The 16473-nt window shown below is 58.1% G+C and carries 16 protein-coding genes; 6 read left to right on the forward strand and 10 right to left on the reverse strand.

The annotated features are described in order from the left end of the window. The first annotated feature begins 5 nt into the window (after positions 1-5). Positions 6-908: a ParB/RepB/Spo0J family partition protein gene (locus tag FGE21_RS06130; RefSeq protein WP_139662418.1), complete on the forward strand. Its 903-nt coding sequence runs from the start codon at positions 6-8 to the stop codon at positions 906-908. Here FGE21_RS06130 and FGE21_RS06135 read toward each other — a convergent pair. Genes FGE21_RS06135 through rph form a run of 4 tightly spaced genes read right to left on the reverse strand, consistent with a single transcriptional unit; the run spans position 898 to position 3726 of the window. Beyond that, positions 898-1251, reverse strand: coding sequence for a YbaN family protein (locus tag FGE21_RS06135; RefSeq protein ID WP_139662419.1), 354 nt, complete (start codon positions 1249-1251; stop codon positions 898-900). The two genes, FGE21_RS06130 and FGE21_RS06135, sit on opposite strands and share 11 nt — an antisense overlap. Positions 1252-1254: 3 nt before the next feature. Next, positions 1255-2409: a radical SAM family heme chaperone HemW gene (gene hemW / locus FGE21_RS06140; protein ID WP_139662420.1), complete on the reverse strand. Its 1155-nt coding sequence runs from the start codon at positions 2407-2409 to the stop codon at positions 1255-1257. Next, complete coding sequence (rdgB, locus tag FGE21_RS06145) at positions 2402-3016, reverse strand: RdgB/HAM1 family non-canonical purine NTP pyrophosphatase (RefSeq protein ID WP_139662421.1); 615 nt, start codon at positions 3014-3016, stop codon at positions 2402-2404. Before rdgB ends, hemW begins: the two co-directional genes overlap by 8 nt. Beyond that, positions 3013-3726: a ribonuclease PH gene (gene rph / locus FGE21_RS06150; protein WP_139662422.1), complete on the reverse strand. Its 714-nt coding sequence runs from the start codon at positions 3724-3726 to the stop codon at positions 3013-3015. Before rph ends, rdgB begins: the two co-directional genes overlap by 4 nt. A 140-nt stretch (positions 3727-3866) precedes the next feature. On the opposite strand from rph, the gene hrcA reads away from it, so the two are divergent. Next, entirely contained in the window at positions 3867-4931 is a 1065-nt protein-coding gene (gene hrcA, locus FGE21_RS06155) for a heat-inducible transcriptional repressor HrcA (RefSeq protein ID WP_139662423.1), read from the forward strand. Positions 4932-4940: 9 nt separating this feature from the next. Then, entirely contained in the window at positions 4941-5501 is a 561-nt protein-coding gene (locus tag FGE21_RS06160) for a nucleotide exchange factor GrpE (protein WP_139662424.1), read from the forward strand. Between the two features lie 287 nt (positions 5502-5788). Here the strand turns inward: FGE21_RS06160 and mutS are convergent, their stop codons facing one another. After that, positions 5789-8437, reverse strand: a complete 2649-nt coding sequence (gene mutS / locus FGE21_RS06165; RefSeq protein ID WP_139662425.1) for a DNA mismatch repair protein MutS — start codon at positions 8435-8437, stop codon at positions 5789-5791. A 123-nt stretch (positions 8438-8560) separates the two neighbouring features. Then, the gene (locus tag FGE21_RS06170) at positions 8561-9409 is read right to left on the reverse strand and encodes a flagellin (RefSeq protein ID WP_139662426.1); all 849 of its coding nucleotides are present in this window, start codon (positions 9407-9409) and stop codon (positions 8561-8563) included. A 324-nt stretch (positions 9410-9733) separates the two neighbouring features. On the opposite strand from FGE21_RS06170, the gene FGE21_RS06175 reads away from it, so the two are divergent. From FGE21_RS06175 to FGE21_RS06185, 3 genes are all read left to right on the forward strand, one after another. After that, the gene (locus tag FGE21_RS06175) at positions 9734-11989 is read left to right on the forward strand and encodes an NADP-dependent malic enzyme (RefSeq protein ID WP_139662427.1); all 2256 of its coding nucleotides are present in this window, start codon (positions 9734-9736) and stop codon (positions 11987-11989) included. 17 nt (positions 11990-12006) lie between these two features. After that, on the forward strand, positions 12007-12879 hold the full coding sequence (locus tag FGE21_RS06180; RefSeq protein WP_139662428.1) for a ribokinase: 873 nt from the start codon (positions 12007-12009) through the stop codon (positions 12877-12879). Positions 12880-13002: 123 nt separating this feature from the next. Beyond that, positions 13003-13716, forward strand: coding sequence for an HAD family hydrolase (locus tag FGE21_RS06185; protein WP_139662504.1), 714 nt, complete (start codon positions 13003-13005; stop codon positions 13714-13716). Positions 13717-13734: 18 nt separating this feature from the next. Here FGE21_RS06185 and FGE21_RS06190 read toward each other — a convergent pair whose 3' ends face one another. From FGE21_RS06190 to FGE21_RS06205, 4 genes are all read right to left on the reverse strand, one after another. Continuing rightward, entirely contained in the window at positions 13735-14016 is a 282-nt protein-coding gene (locus FGE21_RS06190; RefSeq protein ID WP_139662429.1) for an SCP2 sterol-binding domain-containing protein, read from the reverse strand. 97 nt (positions 14017-14113) lie between these two features. Next, positions 14114-14500, reverse strand: a complete 387-nt coding sequence (locus tag FGE21_RS06195) for a DUF1036 domain-containing protein (RefSeq protein ID WP_139662430.1) — start codon at positions 14498-14500, stop codon at positions 14114-14116. Positions 14501-14616: 116 nt separating this feature from the next. Beyond that, on the reverse strand, positions 14617-15072 hold the full coding sequence (locus FGE21_RS06200) for a DUF1810 domain-containing protein (RefSeq protein ID WP_139662431.1): 456 nt from the start codon (positions 15070-15072) through the stop codon (positions 14617-14619). Beyond that, positions 15069-16295, reverse strand: coding sequence for an argininosuccinate synthase (locus tag FGE21_RS06205; protein ID WP_139662432.1), 1227 nt, complete (start codon positions 16293-16295; stop codon positions 15069-15071). Before FGE21_RS06205 ends, FGE21_RS06200 begins: the two co-directional genes overlap by 4 nt. Between the last annotated feature and the right edge of the window lie 178 nt (positions 16296-16473).

Consider the following 16473-nt stretch of genomic DNA (forward strand, 5'->3'; position numbering starts at 1 on the left):
GCGTAATGTCAGAGAAGAAACCCAAGCCACGTGGACTGGGGCGTGGTTTGTCTGCGCTTATGGCGGATGTGAATGCTGAACCGGTCAGCATGGAGGGCGGCGGACGCGCACCCCGAAATGCAGAAATCCTCGTACCAATCGAGAAAGTCCAGGCGAATCCAGATCAGCCCCGTCGCCAATTCTTGCAAGAGGATTTAGATGATCTTACCGCTTCGATAAAAGAGAAAGGGGTCTTGCAGCCCCTTATTGTACGCCCGCGGGACGGGGGAGCCTATGAAATTGTCGCTGGCGAACGGCGGTGGAGGGCGGCTCAGGCGGCGCAACTTCATGAGGTGCCGGTCCTTATTCGAGATTATTCCGACGTAGAGATGTTGGAAGTTGCGATTATTGAGAACATTCAGCGGTCTGACCTGAACGCGCTGGAAGAGGCTCAAAGCTACAAGCAGCTCATGGATAAATTCGGCCATACACAGGAGCGCATGGCTGAAGCGCTTGGAAAAAGCAGAAGCCACATCGCCAACCTCGTGAGGCTTTTGCACTTGCCGACGGATGTTCAGGATCTAGTACTGTCCAGAAAGCTGTCTGCAGGCCACGCGCGGGCGCTCATAACCTCTGACAATGCGTCGGATCTGGCGAAGAAGATCGTCAAGGGTGGTCTGTCGGTGCGCGCGACTGAGGCACTTGTCAAGAAGGATGCCGCTGGCACGCCCGAAGGCAGCGCGCCCAAAAGACCCAAGACACAGACCGAAAAGGACGCCGATACGCGTGCGTTGGAGGCAGATCTGTCGGCTGCAATTCGTATGAAGATTTCGATAGACCACAAACCGGGGGGAGAATCGGGCACGCTGTCGATTTCCTATGAGTCCCTGGATCAGCTCGATGAGCTTTGCAATCTTCTTAGTCGCTAGGTCGTGTCCAGATAAAGATCATGACCGCGCCGAGCGTCAGGGCCTGTATGAGCAGGAGCTTGATCGGCAGCTGTAGAATGAGCGAAATTGAAAATACGGCGGCTACCGAGAGAGTAGCCGCCTTTTTTGCGCCAAGGTGAATGGCACCTCTGGTTTGCCAGTCCACAATCATTGGGCCGAAGGTTTTGTGGTTCAAAAGCCAACTGTGCATCCGCTCTGAGGAACGGGCGAAGAAGAATGTGGCGAGCAGCAGGAAGGGGACTGTTGGAAGCAGAGGGAGAAGAACGCCCAATGTCGCCAGAAAAACCGAAGCCAATCCGAGGCAAAAGTAGATAATCCTCATGGCTCAATCCGTCAAAAGCTCGCGCAGGACAGAATTCAGCACGGCACGCCCATTCGCCGTCGCGCGGAGCCGACTTCCAACCCGTTCCACCATTCCAAGGTCCTGAAGCATGCTAAGCTTGCTGTCTGAAAGTGATTGACCAGACAATAACATATGCCGATCCATATCTAGGCCCTCATGAAGTCGCATCCCCATCATCATGTGTTCAACAACCTGATCTTCTTGAGAAAGCGCGAGAAAGGGTAGGGTTCCTTGGCCTTTCTCAACAGACTCCAGCCAGGCACCTGGCGCGCGAAGGGCCTCCGTCGAATGACGCTTGCCGTTCAGCGTCAGCCTTCCATGTGCGCCCGGTCCAATGCCAACATAGTCTCCATAGCGCCAATAGATCTGGTTGTGGCGACTCTCGGCGCCGGGGCGGGCGTGATTTGAGATCTCGTAGCCCGGAAGACCATGACGGTCGCAGATGTCTTGGGTCGCAAGGTACATGTCGGCGGCGTTGTCATCTGTCGGCAGATCGCGGAGCTTGCCCCGTGCGTAGCGATCACCAAAGGCGGTGCCGTCTTCTATTGTCAGTTGATAGAGGGAGAGGTGATCAATCGCCATGCTGAGGGCATCGGATAGTTCATGGTTCCATGCCTCCAATGTTTGTCCTTGTCTGGCATAGATCAAATCGAAGCTCACGCGATCAAAACAGGCTCGCGCCACGTCAAATGCTGTACGGGCTTCGGAAACGGAGTGGATACGGCCCAAACGACGCAGATCCTCATCGTTGAGAGCCTGAATACCCATGGAAATCCGGTTCACCCCGGCATCCCGATACCCCGCAAACCGACCGGCTTCGACCGATCCTGGGTTCGCTTCCAGCGATATTTCGATGTCATTTGCAAAGGGCCAGATGTCCCGCGCGGTTTCGATGACGGCGGCAACAGTGTCTGGATGCATCAATGAAGGGGTGCCGCCGCCGAAGAATATGCTGTTCAAAAGCCGGTCGGGCAGCATGTCTCCGATGCGGCGCAGCTCGGTCCGATAGGCCTTTACCCAAACCGATTGATCGATCCGTGAGACCACGTGACTGTTGAAGTCACAGTAGGGGCATTTGGCCTGACAGAATGGCCAATGCACATAAAGGCCAAAGCCCCCATTGCGCCAATCATCCACCAAAGCAGCCTTTGACGAATTGTGCGACAGCGTCGCCACGATGGCTGATCTTGTTCTTTTCCCAGCGGTCCATTTCGGCAAACGTCTGTTCGTGACCTTGCGGAATGAACATCGGATCATAGCCAAACCCATCGCGCCCGCGAATAGGCCAGACGAGATGGCCCGGCGCCACGCCTTCGAAGACCTCGTCATGTCCGTCGGGCCAGGCAAGCACGAGAGTGCACCGAAATTGGGCCAACCAGGGTTGGGGCGCTTTGGTTCTGACCAGCTCATCATGGGCGCGTGTCATCGCCTGCATGAAGTCGCGACCTTGACCCGTTTCCGCCCAGTCCGCCGTGTAGACCCCAGGGGCGCCACCGAGGGCGTCGATGGTGATGCCGCTGTCGTCAGACAGAGCCGGAAGGCCCGTCGACTGTGCCGCTGCGTGTGCCTTGATGCGGGCGTTTCCGACAAAGGTATCTTCGGTCTCTTCCGGTTCTGGCAGTCTCATCTCTGCGGCACCTACGACCTCGACGGCATAGGGCTGGAGGAGATGCGCCATCTCCTCCAGCTTGCCGGCGTTATGTGTCGCGACCAGCAGTCTGTCACCTTCAAAGGCGCGGGTCATGCGCAGGCGGCCTTTTGCATCTCGGCCAACTCGGATGTGCCTTTCGACGCAAGATCCATCAGCTCGTTCATCTGCACGCGCGAAAAGACAGAGCCCTCGGCGCTCATCTGTACCTCGATGAGTTTCCCGGATCCGGTCATGATGAAGTTCCCATCGACGCCGGCCTCGGAGTCTTCGGGGTAGTCCAGATCCAGGATCGACTGACCGGCATATATTCCACAGGAGATAGCCGAGACCGGATCCACCATCGGATCGATAGACACATCGCCTGCCTTCATCAGCTTGTTGACAGCCAGACGGAGCGCCACCCAGCCGCCGGTAATGGAGGCGCAACGTGTGCCGCCATCGGCTTGCAAGACATCGCAGTCCACGGTGATCTGGCGTTCACCCAGGGCAACGCGGTCCACACCGGCACGCAGCGCACGGCCGATCAGGCGTTGGATTTCAACCGTGCGGCCCCCTTGCTTGCCCGTAGCCGCTTCGCGACGCATGCGGGTATTTGTGGCACGGGGCAGCATACCGTATTCTGCGGTGACCCAACCCAGGCCCGACCCCTTGATAAAGGGCGGCACGCGATCTTCTATGGTCGCAGTACACAACACATGGGATTCGCCCATCTTGATCAGGCAGGAACCTTCTGCATGTTTGGTGAAGCCGGTTTCGAAAGAAACGGCGCGCATTTCATTGAGGGCACGTCCGGAGGGTCGCATGTGGATATCCTTTTGTTGTTGGCTCGTCGATACCGCTCGGGGGCTTGGCGATGCAAGGGTCATTGACCATATCCAAGGATGCGCTTTACTGACAAAGATAGGTACCGTTCGGGTATTTTCAACGAAGTGCCGAGAGAGAGATGATTGAAGCCAATTCCATCCTGCAGGATATGAACGACCGCTCCCGCGAGGTCTTTCGGTTGCTGGTCGAGAGTTACCTGGAAACGGGCGGCCCTGTGGGGAGCCGGACACTGACCCGTTCCCTGAACGAGAAGGTCAGTGCCGCAACCGTCCGAAATGTGATGCAGGATCTGGAGTATCTGGGATTGCTCGACAGCCCCCATGTGAGTGCAGGGCGCGTGCCGACCCATATGGGCTTGCGGCTGTTTGTGGACGGTCTGCTGCAAATGGGAGATCCCAGCCTTCAGGACCGCGCGCGTATAGACGGAACACTTGGCGATAACTCCAGCGATGTCAGTGGTATGCTCGATCGCGTAGGCGCGGCGCTCTCTGGGGTCACGCAGGGGGCCTCTTTGGTGCTCACGCCCAAATATGAGGCTGAACTGCGCCATATCGAGTTTGTTTCGCTGGCGCATGACCGCGCGCTGGTGGTGCTTGTGTTCTCTGACGGGCACGTCGAAAACCGGCTGTTCACACCCCCCCCCGGCCAGACACCCAGCTCGATGAGAGAAGCCGCCAACTTTCTGAATGCGCTGATCGAAGGCCGCACATTGAGTGATGTGCGCAAGGATGTGCAGGCCGAGATCCTCAAGCGTCGGCAGGAAATCGATACGCTCGCCAGTGACATGATCGAAAGCGGACTTGCCGCCTGGGAAGAAGATGCCAACGATCAGGCCCGGCTGATTGTCCGGGGACGGGCGAATCTCTTGTCAGAAGACGGGGCTCCGGACGAATTGGAGAAGATCCGAACCCTGTTCGACGATCTGGAACGCAAACGAGACATAGCTGAATTTCTGGAACTGACCGAAGAAGGCGATGGCGTACGCATTTTTATCGGCTCGGAGAACAAACTTTTCTCACTTTCGGGTTCCTCTTTGGTGGTGTCTCCATATATGAACTCTGATCGAAAGATCATTGGTGCGGTCGGGGTCATTGGCCCAACGCGCCTGAACTACGGACGGATTGTGCCGATCGTGGATTACACGGCACAGCTGGTTGGAAAAATGGTATCCGACCGGAGCTAGAGGTGAAGTATGGCAGAGCCCAAGAACGACGACTTTTTGGACGATATCGAGGCGGCAGAGGCCGAAGAGCTGTCGGCGCAGACCGAGGAAATCGACGACGAGGCGCTTGAGCTGGAAGCTCTGCGCGCCGAACGCGATGAATACAAGGACCGCTTCATGCGGGCGTTGGCCGATGCGGAGAATTCCCGCAAACGCGGCGACAAGGCGCGTCGTGAAGCAGAGCAATACGGCGGCTCGAAACTGGCACGCGACATGTTGCCGGTTTATGACAATATGAAGCGTGCACTGGAAGCTGCGACCGAAGAGCAGAAAGCGGTTTCCGCCGCGCTGATTGAAGGTGTCGAGCTGACAATGCGTGCGCTGCTGGATGTCTTCCAGAAACACGGCATGCAAGTTATTGCGCCGCAGGTCGGTGACAGGTTTGATCCGCAGGTGCATGAAGCAATGTTTGAGGCCCCGGTGCCCGGAACCAAGGCCGGAGACATCATTCAAGTCTCTGCCGAGGGTTTCATGCTGCATGATCGGCTGTTGCGCCCGGCGCAGGTGGGGGTTTCTTCTACACCGGCCTGATCGTTCATCAACAACCTCGGATGACGAGGATCAGTCAAAGATAAAGCGCCCGGACCACATCCGGGCGCTTTTGTGTCTACATCGCTTTGGCGACGGCTTTCTTCCAGACTGCATATTTGACTGTGAGGCCGTGTTTCTCCTCAAGCCGGGTGAAAGCGGCACTGGCAATCTTGTCCACGCCGACAGCCTTTGGGTGACCCACTGACAATGGTTCAGCCAGGTTGCGTGTTGTCTCTGGTCGTTCAACACGCCGGTCCGGAGGTGTATTCGCTATCTGGGATTTGATTTCAGACCTCTGATCGCCCCGCTTCTTTCAGACGATAGAGCGCCTCCAATGCTTCGCGTGGGCTGAGGTCATCCGGGTGGATCTCTTTCAACAGGCTTTCAACAGCAGAAGAGGATTTGGACGCAGACGGGGCCGGGGCGGGCGGTGCGGCGGCAAACAGGGGCAGATCATCGATTGCGATCTTGCCTGATCCGCCGTCCTCGCGGCTGCTTTTCTCCAGCATGTCGAGGACGCTGCGTGCCCGGGCCACCACAGTGGCGGGCAGACCGGCAAGCTGCGCCACCTGAACCCCGTAGGAGCGGTCAGCGGCGCCTTTTCTGACCTCATGGAGAAAGATGACTTCTCCCTCCCATTCCTTGACTGTTACCGTGGCATTGTCGACGCCCGGCAGCTTCGCAGCGAGCTGGGTCAATTCATGATAGTGAGTAGCAAAGAGCGCACGAGAGCGGTTGACCTCGTGCAGATGCTCCAGCGTTGCCCAGGCGATAGACAAGCCGTCATAGGTTGCGGTGCCACGGCCGATCTCGTCCAGAATGACCAGCGCACGATCGTCCGCCTGATTGAGGATGGCGGCGGTTTCAACCATCTCCACCATGAATGTCGACCGGCCACGCGCAAGATCGTCTGATGCGCCGACACGGCTGAAGAGTTGGCTGACCATGCCGATATGGGCCGCGTCCGCGGGCACGTAGCTGCCCATCTGTGCAAGGACCGCGATGAGCGCATTCTGACGCAAAAAAGTGGACTTACCAGCCATGTTCGGGCCGGTCAGCAGCCAGATCGCAGCCCCGTTCTCTGTCGTCAGGTCACAGTCATTGGCGACGAAGGTTTCCCCACCCTGTTGGCGCAATGCATGTTCCACCACCGGATGACGACCGCCGTCTATGTGAAATGCACGCGAGCTGTCCACCGTTGGTCTGATCCAGTTCTCAGCGCGCGCGAGATCGGCCAAAGCAGTCATCAGATCCAGCTCGGAAAACCCACGTGCAGCTTGATTGAGGCGCGCCGCAGAGGCCAGAATAGCCTCGGAAATCCTTTGATAGAGCCGCTTTTCAATATCCAGAGCCAAATTTCCCGCGTTGAGGATCTTGGTTTCAATCTCGCTCAGCTCTACTGTCGTAAAGCGGACTTGATTGGCAGTGGTCTGGCGATGAATATAGGTCTCCGCCATCGACGGAGACTGCATTTTTTCGGCATGTGTCGCTGTGGTATCGATGAAGTACCCCAGCACATTATTGTGCTTGATCTTGAGCGACGCGATGCCGGTATGTTCGGAATATTTCCGTTGCAGCGCCGCAATAACCGAGCGCCCTTCGTCCCGCAGGGTCCGGGCTTCATCCAGTTCGGCATCGTAGCCGGAGGCAATAAACCCGCCATCGCGTGCCATCAATGGCGGTTCCGCAACCAGGGCGGCCTCAAGAAGCGAAAGGAGGTCGCCAAACCCACCGAGGGATTGAACAGCGCTTTTTAGCAGCGGTGGGAGATCCAGGGGCTGAACCCGGCGCAGGATCTCTTCGCCTTGTGTCAGCGCATTGCGGATCGCGGCCAGGTCGCGGGGCCCCCCCCGATCGAGCGCGAGACGAGACAGCGCGCGATCCACATCTGGCGTCTTCCGCAACAGGTTGCGCAGGTCGTCGCCCAGGGTGGGGTCCTCGAAAACGGAGGTTACCGCCGACAATCGGGCGGAAATGGTTTCGAGGCTCCGCGATGGACTGGACAGGCGCTGTTCCAACAGCCGCCCGCCGCCGGGGGTAACAGTCCGGTCAATAACCGACAGCAGCGAACCGGCGCGCCCACCGGACAAGGATCGGGTCAACTCAAGGTTTCGGCGCGTCGAGGCGTCAATCTGAACGGTGCGGTCCTCGGCCTCCTGTTGCGGCGGCTGCAGGAGCGGAAGCTTGCCCTTCTGAGTGATCTCAAGATAGTCCACGACCGCGCCCATCGCCGAAATCTCAGCGCGGCTGAAAGTGCCAAACCCATCCAATACACCGACATTGAACAGCGTGCAGAGACGCTTCTCGGCGGCCGTGCTGTCAAAGCTGGCCTTGCCAAGAGGCGTCAGCGGAATCTTGTATTCCTCGGCGAGCGAGCGGGTTGCCTCATAAATCGGGCCATCTGCAACAATCAGCTCTGACGGCGCCAGCCGTGCAAGTTCCGGGCTGAGGCGCACCCGGGCAATTGGCATCACGTGAAACACACCGGTGGAGATATCGGCCCAGGCCAGCGCAGCCTGATCCCGCAGCTCCGCATAGGACACGAGGAAATTGTGGCGCCGGGCTTCCAGCAGCGAATCTTCGGTGAGGGTGCCGGGCGTCACAAGGCGCACCACGTCGCGCTTCACGACGGATTTGGCACCGCGTTTCTTGGCTTCTGCGGGGCTTTCGAGCTGCTCTCCGACGGCGACCCGAAATCCTTTGCGGATCAGCGTCAGCAGATATCCTTCTGCCGCGTGTACCGGGACACCGCACATTGGAATGTCCCGATCCTCGTGTTTGCCACGCTTGGTCAAAGCAATGTCGAGCGCTTCGGCGGCATTGACGGCATCGTCAAAGAACATCTCGTAGAAATCGCCCATGCGATAGAAAAGAAGCGCATCCGGGTATTGCGCCTTGATCTCGAGATATTGCGCCATCATCGGCGTTACGGTCATGCGGGCCCCCATCGGTCACGTTGCATGACGTGTACATTGCCCGAGTCGGGAGGAAAACCCGGCAATCAAAAGACCGAACCCCACATTGGCGGGGTTCGGCAAACGGGAAGAACCCGTATTGGATCAGGAATAGAGCGACCGCAGTGAACCGGGCGACGCATTGGCAATCGAAAGCGAGAGCCCACCGAGTTGTTCCTGCGCGCTCAGCGCTTCCAGGCGCGCAGCGGCGTCTTCCATGTCAGTATCTGTGAGTTCGCTGATACCCATCTGAATGGCGTCGCTCAGCCTGTCCATGAAGACGTCCTGTTCGGCCAATTGCTGCGCCCCGGCACCGAGCGCGGCCGCACTGTCGGTGGCGTAGCGCAGGAAACCTTCGATTTCTTCGAGGGCTGTTCGTGCAGACGCCGCGTCCGTGACTTCGGTGCGGTTGTTGATGTCAAAGCTGGCGTTGCTTTCGAAATCAACGCTGCCCACACTGATCGTGGATTGGGTCGGAGCATCGCTTCCCGACCGATCTTGTGACGCGGCCACAGTCAGCCCGGATCCGCCGTTTCCGTCGGCATCCGTCGCCAGCAAATTGACCCCATTGAAGCTGGTTGAGGAGATGATCGTATTGATCTGCTCGGTCTTCTGGGCGAGCTGCTGTTCTATGGTGGAGTAGTCAGCGGTTCCGGTGTTGGCCAGAACGCTCAGCTCTTTCATATCCGTCAGCAAGTTGGTGATCTGTTCCGCACCGGCAGAGGCAACGGAGACGGTGGCTTCTGCGACGTTCAGACCGGTGGAGGTTGCCTCGAACCCGGCGAGGTCCGATCCCATGACTTCTGAGATCGCCCAGATCGCTGGCGCATCCTTGGCTTTGTCCACTTCCTTGCCGGTGGAGATATCGTCCTGGACATCTTCCTTCTCCATCTGCTTGTCGGAGAGGACGCGAAGCGCAATATCTGCGCCTTGGTTGGTATTTATACTGGTCATATATGCACCCCTAAATAACCCATTATCTGGTTTGCTTGTTTCACTTGGCTGGTCCAGGCGCGGCCTGAAACAGCGGGGATGCCGTTCTGACATGTGCAATCAGCCGCGAGGCCGCTGCGCCACTTGGCGATCAAGTGCCGTTAACAAACACCAGAGAATTGTAGCAGCGGGGGGTCTCAAATGGGGCGAAACTTTGACAAACCCTTTCCATTTTAACTCTGGATTTGAATGAAAATCGAAATGTTGATTTGTGAAAGCCGTGGATTGAGAGGGGCACCCAGCTGGGATATGACAGTTTTCGAGTAGGAGAGGATGAGACCCACAATGCCCAATGCAAAGATCACCGACGACGAGGCGCTGGCCTTTCACCTTGAGCCTACTCCCGGCAAGTGGGAAGTTCAGGCCACTGTCCCGATGACAACACAACGTGACCTGTCATTGGCCTACTCTCCTGGTGTTGCCGTCCCCTGCGAGGCGATCGCGGCCAATCCGGAAACTGCGTATGACTATACCAACAAGGGTAACCTCGTTGCGGTGATCTCCAACGGGACCGCGGTTCTTGGGCTTGGCAATCTTGGCGCGCTGGGGTCAAAACCTGTGATGGAGGGCAAGTCGGTGCTCTTCAAACGGTTTGCCGATGTGAATTCCATCGACATCGAGCTGGATACCGAAGATCCGGATGAATTCTGTCGTGCTGTCCGGCTGATGGGTCCGACCTTCGGCGGGATCAACCTGGAGGATATCAAGGCGCCGGAATGTTTCATCATCGAACAGCGCCTCAAGGAAGAGATGGACATCCCGGTCTTTCACGACGACCAACATGGCACCGCCGTGATCTGCGCGGCTGGGCTGCTCAATGCGCTGCATCTGTCCGACAAGAAAATCGAGGATGTGAAGATTGTCCTGAACGGGGCCGGGGCGGCGGGAATCGCCTGTATCGAACTGCTGAAATCCATGGGGGCCCGGCACGACAATTGCGTGGTCTGCGATACCAAGGGCGTGATCTATCAGGGTCGCACCGAGGGCATGAACCAGTGGAAATCGGCCCACGCGGTCCAGACAGAGCTGCGCACCCTCGAAGAGGCGATGCGGGGCGCGGATGTCTTCCTCGGTGTGTCGGTCAAAGGGGCGGTGACGCAGGATATGGTGAAATCCATGGCCGACAACCCGGTGATTTTCGCGATGGCCAACCCCGATCCGGAAATCACTCCGGAAGAGGCACATGAGGTCCGGGTTGACGCAATCGTTGCCACGGGGCGTTCGGACTATCCGAACCAGGTAAACAACGTTCTTGGCTTTCCCTATCTGTTCCGGGGTGCGCTCGACATCCATGCCCGTGCGATCAACGATGAAATGAAGATTGCCTGTGCCCATGCTTTGGCGCGTCTCGCACGAGAGGACGTTCCGGATGAGGTGGCGCTGGCATATGGCAAGTCGCTGACCTTTGGTCGGGACTATATTATCCCGACGCCATTTGATCCGCGTTTGATCCACCGTATTCCGCCGGCCGTGGCGCGGGCGGGGATGGACACTGGCGTCGCCCGGCGGCCGATCATCGACATGGATGCCTACGAGCACGGTCTGCGCGGTCGCATGGACCCGACGCAGTCCATCCTTCGAGGGTTGAACGCGCGAGCCCGTGCAGCACAATCGCGGATGATTTTCGCAGAGGGCGACGACCCTCGGGTGTTGCGCGCCGCCGTGACCTATCAGCGGTCCGGATTTGGCAAGGCGCTGGTGGTGGGCCGCCCGGAAGAGGTGAAAGCCAAGCTGGAAGAGGCAGGTCTGGGGGACGCCGTTCGTGAGTTGGAGGTGGTCAACGCCGCTAGGACCCAGCATTTTGAGACCTACAAGGAATTTCTCTATGACCGGCTGAACCGCAAAGGGTTCGATCGCAAGGATATTCACCGTTTGGTGGGGCGCGACCGGCATGTGTTCTCGGCCTTGATGCTGGCACATGGACATGGCGACGGCCTGGTCTCCGGTGCGACCCGGAAATCTGCTCATGTTCTTGATCGCATAAACCATGTGTTCGATGCCGATGCAGAACATGGTGTTGCCGGCGTCACGGCTCTCCTGCACAACGGTCGCATCGTCCTGATCGGCGATACACTGGTGCATGAATGGCCGGATGAAAACGATCTTGCCACCATTGCAGAGCGCGCGGCGGGTGTGGCCCGGCATATGGGGCTGGACCCACGGGTGGCCTTTGTCAGTTTTTCGACCTTTGGATACCCGGTGTCCGAGCGGGCCGAGAAAATGCATATCGCGCCAACTGTCCTCGACAAACGGGGCGTCGATTTCGAATACGAAGGTGAAATGACCGTGGATGTCGCGCTGAACGCCAACGCGCAGCAGAACTACCCGTTTCAGCGCCTGTCCGGCCCGGCGAATATTCTGGTGGTACCGGCCCGACACTCCGCTTCGATTTCAGTCAAGCTGATGCAGGAAATGGGCGGTGCAACGGTTGTCGGTCCGATCCTGTCGGGTGTCGACAAGCCGATCCAGATTTGTTCAACCACCGCCACAGCCAACGATATTCTGAACATGGCTGTGTTGTCCGCCTGCAATATCGGCTGACAGAAGGAGCACATCCGATGGCAATCTGGAATCTCGGTTCGATAAACGTCGATATGGTCTATGCACTGCCACATATGCCTGAACCAGGTGAAACGCTCGCGGCCACATCCTTTGATCAGGGGCTCGGCGGCAAGGGCGCGAATATGTCGGTCGCCGCCGCCCGTGCCGGCGCGCATGTCTGCCACATCGGCGCGATCGGACCGGAGGGCAAATGGACCGTGGATCGATTGACGGAATACGGCGTCGATACCCGGCATATCGCTCAGACCGACACGCCCACAGGTCATGCGATTATCGCGGTAGATCCGGCCGGCGAAAACCAGATCATTCTTTTTCCCGGCGCCAATCGGGCCCTGACGGACTCCCAGATCGGTCAGGCGCTGTCGGCGGCCAACTCCGGGGACATTCTGTTGATGCAGAATGAAACCAACATGCAGGCAGAAGCGGCGAAGATCGGGAAACAGTTGGGGCTTCGGGTGGCCTATGCTGCGGCGCCTTTCGATGCCAACGCCGTTCAGGCGGTTTTGCCCTTCACCGACCTTTTGTTCCTGAACGAGGTAGAAGCCGCGCAGCTTGCAGGGGCAACGGGCCAGGCGGTGCAGGACCTTGGTGTCGACGACGTGATTGTGACCTTGGGTGCCAAGGGAGCCCGCCATTTCGACGCGCGCACAAACACGGTGAAGGACATTCCTGCACTGAGCGTGACACCGGTCGACACAACCGGAGCCGGCGACACGTTTACAGGCTATGTACTGGCCGCGCTGGACCGGGGGCTGCCAATGGCACAGGCCATGGCTCTGGCGGCCCGTGCAGGGGCATTGATGGTGACACGCCATGGGGCCGCGGACGTCATTCCGGATCTGAAAGAGGTCCAGGAGGCGCGCTTCTGAACCGGATCTGCCGACCGGGCGCTGCCTCGGTCCATTCCTGCCGGTAGCGCGCGTTTAGAACTTGGATCACTGCGGTCTTTCTTCTAGCGTCGGCGAAAATGCGCATAGCAAGAGGGAGCGATGATGCGAATTGCAATGTGGTCGGGCCCCCGAAATCTGTCGACAGCCCTCATGTACGCCTTTGGTGCCCGCAGCGATTGCGCTGTCGTGGATGAGCCGTTTTATGCGTCCTATCTTGCGCTGACAGGTCTGCAGCATCCCATGCGGGAGGAGATTCTGGACAGCCAGCCTCGGGATCCCGAAGCTGTGGCGAGGGCGTTGTCGGGACCCGTCCCGGGGGCCAAACCTCATTTTTATCAAAAGCATATGACGCAACATATGATTGAGGGCGTGCCCCGCGACTGGATGCGTCAAGTGACCAACGTTTTTCTGATCCGCCACCCCGCACGTGTGATTGCGTCCTTCGCGTCGAAATACGCGGATGTCGGCTTGGAGGACATCGGCTTTCGTCAGCAATGGGAGCTGGTCCAGCAACTGCAGGCCTGGGAAACGCCTGCCACTGTGATCGACAGTCATGATATCCGCCAGGACCCACACGGCAAGCTGGAGGCGCTGTGCGATACCATAGGCCTGCCGTTCTCGCCCGAGATGCTGAGCTGGCCGCGCGGCGGGCATCGTGATGACGGTGTTTGGGCCGCCCATTGGTATGGCGCAGTCTGGAATTCCACCGGGTTTGCGGGCCCGGAGGGGGAATTGCCGGAGGTGCCGGAGCCGCTGCAGCCCATCCTCAAGGAGGCAATGGCGTTCTACGAGGAATTACAGGCGATCAAGCTTTGACCTTGCAGCGTCACGGGTTCAGCCGATGAGTTTTCCCAGTTTCATGGCCACACCCATGTCACCGGAAATCTTGATCTTTCCCATCATGACGGCGGTCATGGGATTGAGCTGACCGCGGAGGAGCTTTTTGAGGTTTTTGGTGCTGAGGCGCAGCGTGCAGTCGGTCGGCTGAGCGACTGTTGATACCGTGCCGTTGTCCAGAACAATGACGCCATCCGGACCACAATCAAATGTCATCGAGCCTTCGAAAGTCTTCCCGTTCAGACCATCACGGATGCCTGTGGCGATATCTTCCAGCATTTTATTCCCCTCCGCGCATCTGGCAGGTTCACGCATAGGAGCCGACTGGCCAGCGTGACAAGGGTGACCACGGGGAACGGATCAACAAGATCTGCGATTAATCCGACAGGTTCTGTGTCCAGTCGAGCGCATTTCCAGTGTCGATCTCAAAGAAACCACCGGTTTTATAGCCACGCACGGTGCAGTTTTCGTCCCCCCGGATCGTAAAGGCATCATTGATGTAGCAAAAGGAGTAGTCCCCGGTCCAGTTTCCGGTCTCACTCTCGGCGCGTATATAGTAGTACCGGTTCTTCAGGTCCCCGACGATAGGGATACTGCATTCGCCCGGTTGGATCGTCCACCAGCCTTCTGAAACCCACGCGTCGCCCTCTTTGTATCCAATGGACGCAAAGGTCTTGCGACCGGTTTCGTTGCAGATCCGGAAATCTGCCAAACCCGGTGTGGCGAGACAGGCCAAAAGGCCGCTCAGGATCAAAGGCTTCATTTCGTTCCCCTAGGACATCGCTCTCTGTTATGAGGAGCTTAGCAATTTTTGCCCCGGAGGCGACAGGTGTTTTGACTTCAAATTGTCTTCTTCATCCTGCCCTCAGGCGCATGTGGTCATAACGGCGCTATGTCCTTCAGGGTCGCCTCACATGGCGTACTGTCAAAAAACGCCTTCAGTACCTGCGCGCATTGTAAAGGAGCATTCGGAGCGGCGGCAAACAAAGTCATGGACGACCGGAGCTTTTTTGCATCAACCCGGCCCAGGATGGCTTCGGCTGGGGTGCCTTCATGGGTCAGCATCAGGTCGCAGACTTCGATCAGCCGTGCCCGCAACACGTCGTGGTCCAGATACAGCTCCGCCTCGCGCAGGTCTTCCAGACCATAAAGCTGGGACATCGGTGACTGCCCTAGACTCGCAAGCTGCGGAAAGACGAACCACATCCAGTGGCTCGTCTTTTTTCCGGCTTCAAGCTCGGACAGGACATCCGGCCAGACCGCATCCTGGGCTTCGACAAACATGTCGAGTTCTTCGCCCAGATCCTCTTCAAAGGGGTCGTCGTCGTAGGTCAAGATTTCACACGCTTGTCGCGCGCCGCAAGCAGTTTCAGGCGCAGCGCGTTCAGCTGAATAAATCCGGCAGCATCCTTTTGATCGTAGGCACCTGCGTCTTCTTCAAAGGTAACGTGAGCCTCGGAATAAAGCGAGTGATCGGACCAGCGCCCAACTGTCTTGGCGGATCCTTTATAGAGCTTCAGGCGGACCGTACCGGTGACATGTTCCTGACTCTTGTCGATCAGCGCCTGCAGCATCTCGCGTTCGGGCGAATACCAGAACCCGTTGTAGATCAGCTCGGCATAGCGCGGCATGATCGAATCTTTCAGGTGCCCTGCGCCGCTGTCGAGAGTGATCTGTTCAATGCCGCGGTGGGCTTCGAGCAGGATGTCACCGCCAGGCGTTTCATAGATGCCACGGGATTTCATGCCGACAAAGCGGTTCTCGACGAAATCCAGTCGGCCAATGCCGTGCTTGCGGCCATATTCGTTCAGCTGTGTCAGGATCGTCGCCGGGCTCAGCGCCTCGCCGTTGATCGCCACCGCGTCGCCTTTTTCAAAGGTGATCTCGATGAACTCCGGCTCGTTCGGCGCATCCTCGGGGTTGACGGTCCGCTGATAGACGTAGTCCGGCGCCATTTCGGCCGGATCTTCCAGAACCTTGCCCTCGGACGAGGTATGCAGAAGGTTGGCATCGACCGAGAATGGTGCCTCGCCGCGCTTGTCCTTCGCGATCGGAATCTGGTTTGCTTCGGCAAATTCAAGCAGTTTCGTGCGCGATGACAGATCCCACTCGCGCCATGGCGCGATCACTTTGATGTCGGGGTTCAAAGCATAGGCCGACAGTTCGAACCGCACCTGATCATTGCCTTTGCCGGTGGCCCCATGTGACACCGCATCGGCGCCGGTGGCTGCGGCGATCTCGACCAGGCGTTTGGAAATCAGCGGCCGTGCGATCGATGTGCCCAGAAGGTAAAGCCCCTCATAGACCGCATTGGCGCGAAACATCGGGAAAACGAAGTCGCGGACAAATTCCTCGCGAATATCCTCGATAAAGATATTCTCCGGCTTGATGCCAAGCAGCTCTGCCTTTTTTCGTGCCGGCTCCAGTTCCTCGCCCTGACCGAGATCGGCCGTAAAGGTGATAACCTCGCAGCCGTATTCGGTCTGCAGCCATTTCAGGATGATCGAGGTATCAAGGCCACCGGAGTAGGCCAACACAACTTTCTTGGGCGCGGACATGGGTTTTCCTCTTGGTCAGAACGTCAAGCGCCCTAGCTCGTTTTGCGCCTGAGCGCAAGTTATTAGGGGATTTGGACAGTCGCAGTGCCGTTTCGGTCAACCGAATTCTGATCCAAGTTTTCGCTATGTTCCACCCAGCGACAAGGCGCCTGCCTCCGGGGGCCTTTGGCAATGTGGG

Source organism: Phaeobacter sp. B1627 (assembly GCF_006265095.1).
In the GTDB taxonomy this organism is placed as follows: Bacteria; Pseudomonadota; Alphaproteobacteria; order Rhodobacterales; family Rhodobacteraceae; genus Epibacterium.